This window comes from uncultured Nitrosomonas sp. (assembly GCF_902826915.1).
GTDB lineage: Bacteria > Pseudomonadota > Gammaproteobacteria > Burkholderiales > Nitrosomonadaceae > Nitrosomonas.
Genome location: NZ_CADEGP010000007.1, coordinates 24,755 through 37,414 on the forward strand (window position 1 = coordinate 24,755; position 12,660 = coordinate 37,414).

Below are 12,660 nucleotides of genomic sequence, written 5' to 3' on the forward strand. Positions count from 1 at the left end.
TTAATAAATTCCAGTCTTCAACTCAAGTGCACATAATTATCTGGAGAAATCAATTGTTAACAAAACCTTCATACAACCTGTACGAAACCTTAACATTGGTTTTGTTATATCTAAGATAAGCATCCATATCCAGTGTCAGCCATTGGGAGGTGATAAAAAGTGTCGGTTCGTAACCGGTTTAAATCCGCTATTTGTCGGGAACGATACGGGTTGCCAACACACAGAACTGCTTTATAAATATCTCTCGTTGGATGGAGTCTTCTCCTCCGCTGCTTATGTTTGACTAAAGTACCTACGTTCATATTCGTCAAATTGGAGAAATAATAATTATGCAATCGCAAACAGAAAATAAATCACCCTCAAACGGACAACAAACACAAGATACAAGACCAGTCACCTTGCCTGGATCAGCTGCTTTCCAAGCTCAATATGCTTTACGTGATACTGCAGCAGGTTTAATAACTGGTGCCATGGCAATTCCACTATCGATTGGTATTGCGATTATGTCAGATTATCCAATCAAAGTCGGATTGGCGACTGTAGCTTTTGCTTGCCTTGTGGGATGGATTAACGCTTGGCTCAGGCCAGGTAATTTCATTGGCGCGCCTGGAATTGCGGCGGGGCTGGCTCCGGTGCTGGCTTTGGGTGTAGCCTCCTTTGGCTGGGAAAATATGGCATTCTGTATTTTTCTGACTTCGGCAATGCAAGCTATCATCTGGAAGTTCAACTGGCAACGATACCTGCTCATCGCTGTTCCAGTTTATCTAGTTGAAGGGCTATTGGCAGGTGTGGGGCTGAAAATTTTATTGAAGTTTTCTGAGTTTACCTACGAAATACCCGAAGAAGCGATTACCGAAGAATTCTGGAATAGCGCGCGTATCCAGATGGTTGCCATTTCCACTGCTGGTCTCGGAGTGTTCTTATTCCTGTTTTCTAAGTTCAAAGATACCCAACCAGCCATTCCCTATTTTGTATTGATCATTGGTGGTGTGTTGTTGGCGCAATTTATAACTCTGCCAATGATTTTTGTGGAAGATATTGATCTTTATTTAAAACTTCCGCTACCAGAAGCTGACACAACCATTATCACGCTGATTTATATGATACTTTTTAGTGCAATGCTGGCGATTGTTGATGTAATTGAGCAGGTGATGAGTAATGCTGCAATTGAAAAAATTGATCCGTTAAAACGTAAAACCAACAGTAATAATAGCTTGCTTGCCATCTGGATTGCCAATATGGGTTCAAGTTTCTTCCATGGCATGACCAACCTGGATGGCCTGGCTAAGAGTACAACTAATAGACTGGCTGGCGCAATAACCAAGTTCTCCGTTCTGATCATCGGTTTTGTAGTTTGTTTCTTTACATTTAATACGCAGTATCTGGATTACTTACCGAAATTTGCATTGGCTGCGATCATGATGTTTACCGGCTACAAAATGATTGCAGGACTGGCACACGTCACACATTATGGCCCCTATGCATTAATGTTGGCGATTTTAACCGCTGGTTTGGTGTTTCAAGTTGGTATTTTTGAAGGTTTATTGATTGCCATGGCTTTGCATGGAATCATTCATTTTATGGTCTATACTAAACACGACAAAATGCCGGGCAGATCTGTTGTCAAACGATATTTTGATAATCTAAAAAATGACAGCAGCAATCTACAATAATTATCTCAAAATGATTTTTAAATAAATCTTTTATTTGTTCAAGGGTAAGCATGACAAAGCTTTTCCTTCGAACATGATAAATGCTTATATGAGTAAGGTCTGATTTTGAGGGCGGGCAAGTTGATGATATTTTATCAACTTGATAGGAGTTTTTATGAAACGTATTCCCCGTCGTGTGTTTACAGAAGAATTTAAGAAAGAAGCGGTTTGATCAGAACTTGGATTTCGCAATATCAGCAAGGCACGCTCACAGGCAACCTCGGTGTCAGCAAGCTGAGTGCCGAACAATTACGTATTCGGATGCTAGAGCGTGAATTAGCCATTGCCCGTGAAGAGCGAAATATAATAAACAACCCCGTGGCAAGACCACGGGGAATCGCAAGTTCGTCAGAAGAATAAGTATGAGTATCTGTAAAAATGTACTTACGATACAAAATGGAGATTTTTGAACTGGTGACTATTATGTTGCAGTGGCAGGAGTAAGAACAAATCGAATTGCGATCTAGAGAGGAAGTTAAAATTCAAAGTGAAGTAAGAGAAGAGCTGCACCAACTGAATCTTTCCAATACCCCGTGGTTTTGCCACTGGATTGTTTATTTAAATAAACCGTAAGGCTATATTATTCCGGTGCACTGTATATATAACGCTCAAGCTGATGTATTATAAACTGATGCTCTGAAATTGCATCCTTAACCAGATCGCCAATCGATATTAAACCTATCACACGGTCACCCTCCAGAACGGGCAAATGACGAATCCGCATTTCTGTAACCAATGCCATACAATCCTTATTAGTATAGTCCAGACTAACATATGCTACCTGACGAGTCATAAGTTCGTTGACACGCACATCCTTCAATGGCTTGTTCAAAAGATACGATTTCCGAGAAAAATCTCTTTCTGTCAGGATACCCACCAATTTGCCACCGTCCATTACCAGCAATGCACCAATGTTGTTGGTGGACATTTGCTGCATAGCATCGATGATTGAAACTTCAGGAGATACAGCTTTAACCTCATGTCCTTTTTCATCCAACAGCTGTCTTACGGTTTTCATGCCCCCTCCCTTTTCCTGCAAAAAAATTGGCTTCTCTCATTCATATTGATATGACAATTCTAGCATAGCATCCAGGTTAAGCGAACTCATGGTCCATGAGGAATGACAGCCATACTTTCACACGGCACTCGCTTTTTATTATTACTTACGTATTTTAATTGTATTTTATGGAGAAGAATCTGTAAAACAGAATGTTATTCATCTTTCACTGGGAACATTATCCATCGTGATTATTACCAGTTTACTTATCATTGAATTGGGTATTTTCCCCGGATGGATACTGGATATCATTTAAATTCTTTGATTGAGGTATGCTTCGATTATTTCTGCCACAGTAAATTAATCGACAAAACAATAACCATAAAACAAATAATCCAAAATACAATTGGAGCCGCGCCTCCCTTGAATTTAAGGCCCCCGATTTCAAATTCTATCGGTCCTGTGGATATTCGCAAAATCAGTGTGACAAAAAGTGAGCCCAGACCAGCCATAGGTAATCCAATTAATACCGGGAATTGCTCTTGAACCATATTTTTCCAGTAATCACCTGATGTATTATGAAAATTGGTCAGCTTATACAGCATGAATATTCCAAAACAGGTCAGGATAATGACCACAATCCAGCTTATAAAGATTCGCAAGCGTGCACTGTGTGACTCATCCGCCGTAACTTCTAAGTTTTTTTGTTCTTCACTCATATATTTATCTCGGCTTTATTATTCTTAAACAAAACGTTATTTTAAGTCAATGTAGCGAAGTTCATGATCTGATTTTATCGGATGCAAGTTTTCAATAATATCAGGACGGTTGCAGAGGCACTTTTATCCATTCACCGGAGCATTGCTTAACATACGGATAATATCCTTCTGGATTACGACAATAGTACCAATAATTATTTCTTTGCACAGTAGCTGGCCGGGGCGCCACATTTTGTTGAATATACGTTGGTCTTATTGTCGGCGCGGCGACAACGCCTATAGGATAACCACCTAATGGGTAATAACTTTCAAACCGGCGATGAGGGCCAAACGCATAATTATTATAGAAGCGGCTTCTTCCCCAGGTGTTGTAGAAACCGAAGCTGTTAAAGGGTGCAAAACCAGCATAACCAATCCCCCAACCCCAGCCTGGCCCCCAGCCCCAACTTGGGCCGAATCCCCAGCCTAATCCCAGTCCCAGACCAAATCCTAAACCAAATCCATCGAAATGGTGATGATGCCCATGATGATTGTCATGGTGATGATCAGAATTATGATGGTTTGCAGTATTTTGATCCGTCTGTACGTTGTTTTGTATATTCACATTCTGAGTGTTGGAACCATCCTGATTTGTTCCGTCGGCTTGAGCCGATGGATCGGCCCCCGTTGAACCATTATTCTCAATGGCTTGGTTATCTGGAGTCTCGGCGTCTAGTAAAGCAGCGCTGTCTTGAGCAACTTCATTGCCAGAGTCGGAATTATTTTCATTAATTGCATTTTGGATAGAAGGGTCAGCTTGATTAACATCATCGCTTTGAGCAGATGTTCCAACTTCGCTCGATTCATCGGGAGTCGCCAAGTTTTCTTGGAAGGATTCTGGTGCAATTTCTTTACTTTGTGCAGCGTCATTATTCGCGCCAAAATCATCCGTTTGGTTAAATTCACTCGTTTGATTTAAGTCGCTCCCTGAGTTTAAGTCATCGGCAAAATCGATACTTTCTTGTTGATCCGATGCATTATCTGGATAAAATGCATCGTCTTGCCCAAAATCACCTTGATCATAACTCTCTTCGAAACCGCTATTCTGGTCGTAGTAATCTCCAGAATCAAAACTACCATCATCAAAATTATTATGACCTCCGCCATCGTAGCCATCGTAGCTATCGTAACTGTCGTAGCCTCCATCATAACCCCCTCCATCGAAGCCTCCACCATCAAAATCTCCTCCATCATAACCGCCGTCGAAGCCACCTCCATCAAAATCTCCTCCATCATAACCACCGTCGAAGCCACCTCCATCAAAGCCTCCGCCATCTTCAGCTCCTACAGGACTGATTAAAAAAACGCTGCATAGCGCAATTGCCATACACGTGATTTTAAATTTTTTCATATACCCCTCGCCTTTTGATTTCCCATTTACAGCTATATTAGCTGTGTTAGCCTGAACAGATACTGAATAAAGCTTTGGGTTTTTTATTATGGCTTCGATACCTTAGTAGTTAGCGGGGCAGTCAGTAAGCTCGTCAAAAGTAACATAAATTAATGTATCTTATTATTCGTGAGATTGTGAAATCGAATCATTATTGATGATTAGGTTATACTTAGAATCTAGATATTCTAAATCATTCCGATGAGGACATGCCCATGAAGATTCACGAGTACCAAGCCAAAGAAATTTTACGCAAATATAATGTGATCACACCAAAAGGTGTTGCTTGTTTCAGTGTTAACGAGGCGGTGCAAGCTGCGCAGCAATTAGGTGGTGATGTGTGGGCAGTGAAGGCACAGATTTATGCCGGTGGACGCGGTAAGGGTGGTGGAGTAAAAGTAGCCAAGTCATTGGATGAAGTGCGTCAGCGCGCAAGCGAAATTCTGAACATGCGCTTGATAACTCATCAGACTGGTCCGAAAGGACAAATAGTCCATCGACTTTTTATTGAGCAAGGCGTGCAGATAGAAAAAGAATTCTATATCGGTATGGTTGTGGATCGCGGCCACCAACGCGTTTGTTTGATGGCAAGTTCGGAAGGGGGCATGGAAATTGAAAAAGTCGCAGCTGAAACACCCGAGAAAATTCATAAAGTGTTTATTGATCCAATCACGGGTTTAAGTCAACAGCAGGCTGAAGAAGTTGCGCAGAAAATTGGCATCCCTATGCAAAGCTTGCCGGGTGCTGTTACTTTATTGCAAGGCTTATATCAAGCATTTGATGAGACTGACGCATCATTGTTGGAAATCAACCCATTGGCAGTAACTGCAGAGCAGCAGGTAATGGCACTAGATGCCAAAATGAATTTTGATGAAAACGCACTGTTTCGTCATCCCGAGATCGTCGCATTGCGTGATTTTGATGAAGAAGATCCAGTGGAAATTGAAGCATCGAAACACGAATTATCCTATATCCCTTTAGACGGTAATATTGGCTGCCTGGTAAATGGTGCAGGCTTGGCAATGGCGACGATGGATATCATTAAACTGTATGGTGGTAATCCCGCCAATTTTCTCGATGTTGGCGGTGGAGCAACGGCGGAAAAGGTGACTGAAGCATTTAAGCTAATGCTGCGCAATTCTAAGCTACAAGGGATTCTAGTTAATATTTTCGGTGGCATAATGAAATGTGATGTAATTGCGCAAGGCATAGTAGCAGCTGCTCGTGATGTGCAACTCACAGTGCCATTGGTTGTCCGGCTGGAAGGCACCAATGTGGATCTTGGGAAGAAAATTCTGGCGGATTCAGGGTTGAAAATCATTTCTGCAGATAACATGGCTGATGCGGCACAAAAAGCGGTTAATGCAGCCGGGTAAGCTAATATTATCAATGTCAATGCTAGTCATCTTATAAGGAATCTTTTTGCTATGTCCATCCTGATTAATCACAACAGTCGTGTAATGACACAAGGCATTACCGGCAAAACCGGCCAATTTCATACGCGCATGTGCCGCGACTACGCCAACGGAAAAGCATGCTTCGTCGCAGGTGTGAACCCGCGAAAACCTGGCGAGAATTTCGAAGGTATACCGGTTTATGCAACAGTCAAAGAAGCCAAGCAACAAACCGGTGCCAATGTTTCAGTGATTTATGTGCCCCCTCCTTTTGCTGCCGCAGCGATAGACGAAGCCGTTGAAGCTGAACTGGATCTCGTAATTTGCATTACCGAAGGCATCCCGGTGCGCGATATGATCCGTACTCGCTACAAAATGCAAGACAAGAAAACTCGATTGATTGGCCCGAATTGTCCGGGAATTATTACACCGGATGAGATAAAAATAGGGATTATGCCGGGATATATTCATAAAAAGGGCCGGATTGGAGTGGTTTCACGCTCGGGTACACTGACATATGAGGCAGTGGCGCAATTGATGTCGCTGGGACTTGGGCAATCCACCTGCATCGGTATTGGTGGTGATCCGGTGAATGGTTTAAAACATCTGGATGTAATGCAATTGTTCAATGATGATGACGAAACTGATGCCGTACTGATGGTGGGTGAGATCGGCGGCACGGATGAAGAGGACTGCGCACGTTGGGTAAAAGAGCATATGCATAAACCTGTAGTCGGATTTATTGCTGGTGTGACAGCACCGCCCGGCAAACGCATGGGGCACGCCGGCGCAATTATCTCCGGTGGCAAGGGAACAGCTCAAGAGAAACTTGAAGTAATGGAATCGTGCGGAATCAGAGTCACACGAAATCCAGCCGAGATGGGAAAATTATTGAAATCGGCTTTGTAACTTGTTACTTAGAAAATATTGAAGGCAATTTACTATGCGTTATCGTTTACCACTTTTTATCATTTTAACTGTGCTCATCATTTCTGCCTGCAGCGGAATTTCCACCAAACAACCGTTACCAGCCAGAAAACCTGAGCGGCAGGCAGGTCCTTTACCCGACAGTGCTAAGCCCAAATACAACCTGACAGGTTATCCGGTAAGCACTCAGCAAGGTTATATCGATGGTTGCGAAACCGCTAAAAGAACCAGCTGGGCCTTTAAAGACTTGAATCGATATGATACGGATGAACAATATCGCATGGGGTGGGATGATGGATTCTCCCTGTGCAAAGACACAAAGTAATTTTTCTGAAAGCCAAGTATTAAAATGACCAGGATTTGTTTATATCTTGGTTTTTTAATTGGACTGACTGCTACATTAGCGGCTCCAGTATTTGCCAATGAGTTACCTTTTGTAGTTAAACAAAAACTACAACAACTAGCCGTCCCGGAAACGATGATTGGTGTATATGTCCATGAAATTGGCGCAAGTCAGCCAGTGCTCACAATCAATGCGGATTCAGGTATGAATCCGGCTTCGGTAATGAAGTTGTTGACTACGTATGCGGGGCTGGAATTGTTAGGTCCGGCATATACCTGGCAAACCAAGCTTTATGCCAATGGGAAAATTACCGATGGCATTTTATATGGAGACTTAATCATAAAAGGTTACGGTGATCCCAAACTGAACCTGGAAAATTTCTGGCTGCTGATCCACCGCTTACGTCAAACCGGATTGCTTGAAATTAAAGGCAACCTGATTCTGGATCATTCGTATTATGAGATTCCTCGTGAAGATCCAGGTGAGTTTGACGGACAACCCTATCGTACCTACAACGTGCTGCCAGAGGCATTTCTGGTCAATTATCGTGCATCTACGCTCCACTTGTTTCCACAACCTGAAAAGAATATTGTACGTGTCGTGATTGATCCTGTCCCAGAATCTTTGCAAATACAAAATAATTTAAAGCTTACTCAAGACAAGTGCGGGATTTGGCAAAATTCTCTTACGATTGAAGCAATTGCAGATGAAAAAAACAAGAATAATTTTACGGTTGCTCTGAATGGTAGTTTTTCCCAGCATTGTGGAAAACAATCGTATATGTTGAGTCTGCATGACAGTACTATTTATACCCGTGATTTGTTCAGACACTTGTGGACGCAGCAAGGTGGCATATTTGATGGTAATGCCATCCTGGGTCAAACACCGCGATACTTGTTACCGCTCAAAATTTATCAATCACCACCGTTGTCAGATATTGTCCGTGGCATCAATAAATTCAGCAATAACATTGCGGCACGTCAATTGTATTTAGCGTTGGGTACAGGTAATTCGGTAATTGATAACTCACCAGCCACTTTGGCTAAGTCGGACGCAGCAGTCAGACGATGGTTAGCCAGCAAGCAATTGAGTTTTCCGGAATTAATGATTGAGAATGGCTCTGGATTATCGCGCATAGAACGAATCAGCGCCCGGCATATGGGGCAACTATTGCTTGCTGCTTTCAATAGTCCGGTAATGCCGGAATTCATCGCATCACTGCCAATTGCTGCGGTAGACGGGACTCTAAAAAATCGTTTTACTGATACTCCAATTAAGGGGTTAGCACATATGAAAACCGGCACATTGAATAACGTGCGTGCGTTGGCAGGATATTTAATTGACGAAATGGGACGACGCGTTGTCGTCGTTTTTTTTATTAACCACGATCAAGCCGAACAATCCCGTGCCATCATGGATACGTTGGTGCAATGGGCTTATCGCCGAAAGTAGGTATATTCCTGATAGAATTATTGCTATTGATTGAAAATTAATTTCGGCGTAAAGTGCGTGTTCAAGATCGATGATCTATTTTGAAATCAGGTGATTCCCTTCCAACCCAAGATTGAGGAGCACACAGAATGATGAATGAAGAATATAAGTCTCTCGCGGTACAGTATCTAACAGGCACAGTACAAGTTTCTCAACCTATATCCCCCCATCCAGTAACGTTTAAATCTCCCGCAATTGAAGTGATGACTGATTTGCGCACAATACAAGCAGCAGTCATATCTCCTTATATTACAATGCAAACGGCCAACACTTACATGATACAACGTGGTGTGCGTACGCTTCTGGTCATAAATGACAACAATTCTCTGGCAGGAATTATCACGGCAACCGATATTCTGGGTGAAAAACCTATGCTTTTTATTCAAGAAAGAGGTGTAAAACACAGCGAAATTATGGTGCTGGATATGATGACACCGTTGAATAAGTTGGAAGCCATTCCATTGGAAGAAGTGATGCACGCTAGAGTTGGCAATATAGTCGCAAGTTTGCGCGAAAGCGATCGCTTGCATGCACTAGTAATCGACGATCCCACCATCGGGCCGCCAAGGATATGCGGCATTTTCTCCTGGACTCAAATTGAGAAACAGCTTGGTACAGTTATTCCACAGAATAATGTAGCGAGGAGTTTTGCGGAAATTGAATCATCATTAATTGCACACTAGAAGAAAACAAGCAAGCCAGCTAGTAAGCTTCGATTCTGCTGGTTTGTTTTACCAGGTGAATCAAATATTCCAAGGTATATTTTTTGTTCTAATAAGCGTCTGTAGTGCCACAATACTGGGCAAGTAATATTGTTTTAAACGATCACGGCTTTCATCGGAAATTTCATCATATCCTTCTCTTGCTTGGTTAATTTTCTTATATAAGTTCACTATAAACTGCTTTAGTTCAGGTCGTTGCCGCAGAAATCGTTCCGACTTTGCATTAAAATAGACCGCGATCTTATGCAACCATTTCAACTTGCTTTCGTAAGTAACATTAATTCGTCTAAAATCATATCCATTGAAATAGTCTGGAGAAATCTCTAAAAACTGACACAGTTCGCGCATGAAACCGTCAATATCCTGAGTCATATCTTCAAAAAACATAATCTTGATCTGATTTTCCGGAAATAGCTGGTAATAATATTTCAAGTAGTCAACATACCGACCAAAACTGATGATCTTTAAATACCATTCTTTAATGCCCAATTCAGCGGGTGTTTCTTGACCAGAGTCATACGCAACACACTTATCAATATACTCCTCAAAACTTAAATCAGGATCAAGATTCAGTTTTCCAACATGAAAATTGAATGAGGAGTATATCCGATCAATGGGATTTCGTAATATGAACAGAAGCTTGGTTTCCGGCACCAGTGCATGGATACGAGCTGCTACTTCTGCACCACTACCCAGATATCCCGGTGAAGCTTCCATCAGAATCGGAATTTCAGGAGAGCAACGCTCAAAATAGCTGGCATAATTAGCAACATCTTTTTTGGGATCACCTGTATATAAATTACGAAAAAAATCTGTTTCCTTGACTGTTGAACCGCAAACCGATGGATGCGTACTTAGATACGTAAATATCGACGTAGTACCAGCCTTCTCTGTACCCGCGATAATAAAGTTAGCCAAATTAATACTAGAAATCGCTTTCATAAATTTAAAATTAACCTTATTTCTCAAGAATATTCTTAATCAAATCGAATTCCATTCCTCTTACTTCATACCATCAAGCAGAACAGCTTCTTGTAGATTTTTCTGACCCTTTAAACGCCGCCATAATGTTCGAATGATAAATACCGGATTGCCTACGATATATCGCATAAACATCCTTCTTGGTTCCATCATATACCGGAATAACCATTCCAGACCAAGACGACGCATCCACTGCGGCGCACGTGGCATCGTACCTGAATAAAAATCAAACAAAGCGCCCACGCCAAGGACTACAGCCACATTAAGTTTGTTTACATGGCGTGCGATCCATAACTCCTGAATAGGCACTCCCATCGCCACAAACAGAATTTCCGCTCCGCTACGATTGATAGCATCGATAATATCGTCTTCACTATCTTGCTTAAAGTAGCCATCATGAATCCAAGCAACATCTAATTTAGGAGATTGAATTTTCATATTTTCTGCGCAACGTTCTGCGATTCCTGGACGAGCGCCCAATAAAGCCAGTTTGACACCAGCTGCCGCAGCATCATGACAGATCACCGGAAACAAGTCGGTGCCATTGACATTGTCTTTTAGGGAGAAGCCGGCTAATCCGGCAGCGAAACGCATACCACTGCCATCCGCAAATAGCGTTGCCCCATCTTGCAATACCGAGAGGTAGTCAATATCTACCGCAGCAATATTTATGCAGTGTGCATTGACGAAATATATTATTCTACGTTGCACACCTGAACTAGCATCATTAACTATGTTTGCGCTGGCGTCAGCTAACGTCGTATCTTCTATTTTCAGTCCGAACAGAGGAATTTGATTCATGTGCTATCTTATTCCTTATGAATTGCAGTGTTTTGTACCCAATGCTTTAATGGTGTGCAGGATTCAGGATCGCGTCATAAACACGCGCTACACCTTTAGCCATGCTGTAATCAGAAAAGCTGGCTGTCTGTAACTGATAAGCATCTTCTCGCATGGCACGCCAGTCATATTTATTATCTATTAACTCAGCTATAACAGCGGCCAGTTGCTTTACATCACCAGCTGGCACTACCAAGCCGGATTTACCATGTTCTAATACTTCAGGAATACCTTCCACATCGGATGCTACTACTGGCACTCCTGTTGCCATTGCTTCTAGAATTACCATAGGCATACCTTCCCCAAAAAGACTCGGCAAAACAAGAATATCCATTTTAGTAAATTCGGCATTGACATTCTGAGCGAATCCAATCCAATCAATCATATCCCCAACTCCGAGTCTATCAGCCATCTCTTTAATAGTTTTCTCATATTCCACAGTCTCAAATGGACCTACTGCCCGCAATCTTATAGGACGACCTGCCTGACGCAAGCTTGCTAACGCCTGTATTAGAACTTCCGTACCTTTGCGCGGCCGAAACAATGCCACGCTACCAATTACCCATTCTGGTCCAGGCGCGTCTCGCACAGGTAGCGCATCGGGTGTGACTACTCCATTAGCAACCATCGCAATCCGTTTCTCTGGCCAACCTTGTTTCTTCAAATAGAATTCCAGACTTTTTGATACCGGAATCAATCGCGATACCCCCACCAAACTCAGTTGTTCTATCAATGAATTCATGCGATTACGCCATATACTTTCGGTATCTCGTGTCGTGGGGCTATGTACATGATGCACCAATGGCACGCCAGATAGCCATGCTGCTACGCGGCCAATCAGTGCGGCACGAGGAGTGTGTGTATGCAACAAGGAATAATTACTTTGCTTTACGATCCTTGCAACTTCCCACGCCGGCGCCAAGTCAAATTTCGATTTCATGAATGTTTCAAAGATTGGTACAGTAGAATTCCGGCAAGCAGAAAATTTTCCCGGCTTTATGCAAGCAAATCCCATCTCATAACCATAATCCGGTAGACGCATTGCCAATATATCCTGCACTCGCTCAGCACCAGAGAAAAACTCGCCATTAATAACATGCATAAT

At 42.4% G+C, this 12,660-nt stretch carries 13 protein-coding genes; 7 read left to right on the forward strand and 6 right to left on the reverse strand.

Annotation, left to right across the window (positions count from 1 at the left end):
* Window positions 1–329: 329 nt before the first annotated feature.
* Window positions 330–1,673 carry a SulP family inorganic anion transporter gene (locus QZV86_RS02180; RefSeq protein WP_295623639.1) on the forward strand — a complete coding sequence of 448 codons (1,344 nt, stop codon included), beginning with the start codon at window positions 330–332 and terminating at the stop codon, window positions 1,671–1,673.
* Between the two features lie 207 nt (window positions 1,674–1,880).
* Entirely contained in the window at window positions 1,881–2,072 is a 192-nt protein-coding gene (locus tag QZV86_RS02185) for a hypothetical protein (RefSeq protein WP_295623640.1), read from the forward strand.
* Window positions 2,073–2,292: 220 nt separating this feature from the next.
* Here QZV86_RS02185 and QZV86_RS02190 read toward each other — a convergent pair whose 3' ends face one another.
* The 3 genes from QZV86_RS02190 to QZV86_RS02200 all read right to left on the reverse strand — a co-directional run bounded on the left by QZV86_RS02190 (window position 2,293) and on the right by QZV86_RS02200 (window position 4,818).
* Entirely contained in the window at window positions 2,293–2,730 is a 438-nt protein-coding gene (locus QZV86_RS02190; protein WP_295623641.1) for a CBS domain-containing protein, read from the reverse strand.
* A gap of 320 nt (window positions 2,731–3,050) precedes the next feature.
* Complete coding sequence (locus QZV86_RS02195) at window positions 3,051–3,428, reverse strand: hypothetical protein (protein ID WP_295623642.1); 378 nt, start codon at window positions 3,426–3,428, stop codon at window positions 3,051–3,053.
* A 100-nt stretch (window positions 3,429–3,528) separates the two neighbouring features.
* Window positions 3,529–4,818: a hypothetical protein gene (locus QZV86_RS02200; RefSeq protein ID WP_295623643.1), complete on the reverse strand. Its 1,290-nt coding sequence runs from the start codon at window positions 4,816–4,818 to the stop codon at window positions 3,529–3,531.
* A gap of 254 nt (window positions 4,819–5,072) precedes the next feature.
* Between QZV86_RS02200 and sucC the strand changes: the two genes are divergently transcribed.
* The 5 genes from sucC to QZV86_RS02225 all read left to right on the forward strand — a co-directional run bounded on the left by sucC (window position 5,073) and on the right by QZV86_RS02225 (window position 9,695).
* On the forward strand, window positions 5,073–6,233 hold the full coding sequence (gene sucC / locus QZV86_RS02205; protein ID WP_295623644.1) for an ADP-forming succinate--CoA ligase subunit beta: 1,161 nt from the start codon (window positions 5,073–5,075) through the stop codon (window positions 6,231–6,233).
* Between the two features lie 51 nt (window positions 6,234–6,284).
* Window positions 6,285–7,160: a succinate--CoA ligase subunit alpha gene (sucD, locus tag QZV86_RS02210; RefSeq protein ID WP_295623645.1), complete on the forward strand. Its 876-nt coding sequence runs from the start codon at window positions 6,285–6,287 to the stop codon at window positions 7,158–7,160.
* Window positions 7,161–7,194: 34 nt separating this feature from the next.
* Window positions 7,195–7,503: a hypothetical protein gene (locus QZV86_RS02215; RefSeq protein WP_295623646.1), complete on the forward strand. Its 309-nt coding sequence runs from the start codon at window positions 7,195–7,197 to the stop codon at window positions 7,501–7,503.
* A 24-nt stretch (window positions 7,504–7,527) separates the two neighbouring features.
* Window positions 7,528–8,973 (forward strand): D-alanyl-D-alanine carboxypeptidase/D-alanyl-D-alanine-endopeptidase, encoded by a 1,446-nt coding sequence (dacB, locus tag QZV86_RS02220; RefSeq protein WP_295623647.1) that lies wholly within the window; start codon window positions 7,528–7,530, stop codon window positions 8,971–8,973.
* Window positions 8,974–9,101: 128 nt separating this feature from the next.
* Window positions 9,102–9,695, forward strand: coding sequence for a CBS domain-containing protein (locus tag QZV86_RS02225; protein ID WP_295623648.1), 594 nt, complete (start codon window positions 9,102–9,104; stop codon window positions 9,693–9,695).
* A 60-nt stretch (window positions 9,696–9,755) separates the two neighbouring features.
* On the opposite strand, the gene QZV86_RS02230 is transcribed toward QZV86_RS02225, so the two are convergent.
* The 3 genes from QZV86_RS02230 to QZV86_RS02240 are packed head-to-tail and all read right to left on the reverse strand — an operon-like array spanning window position 9,756 to window position 12,657.
* Window positions 9,756–10,676 (reverse strand): sulfotransferase domain-containing protein, encoded by a 921-nt coding sequence (locus tag QZV86_RS02230; protein ID WP_295623649.1) that lies wholly within the window; start codon window positions 10,674–10,676, stop codon window positions 9,756–9,758.
* Window positions 10,677–10,736: 60 nt separating this feature from the next.
* Window positions 10,737–11,516 carry a WecB/TagA/CpsF family glycosyltransferase gene (locus QZV86_RS02235; RefSeq protein ID WP_295623650.1) on the reverse strand — a complete coding sequence of 260 codons (780 nt, stop codon included), beginning with the start codon at window positions 11,514–11,516 and terminating at the stop codon, window positions 10,737–10,739.
* A 46-nt stretch (window positions 11,517–11,562) separates the two neighbouring features.
* Window positions 11,563–12,657, reverse strand: a complete 1,095-nt coding sequence (locus QZV86_RS02240; RefSeq protein WP_295623651.1) for a glycosyltransferase — start codon at window positions 12,655–12,657, stop codon at window positions 11,563–11,565.
* Between the last annotated feature and the right edge of the window lie 3 nt (window positions 12,658–12,660).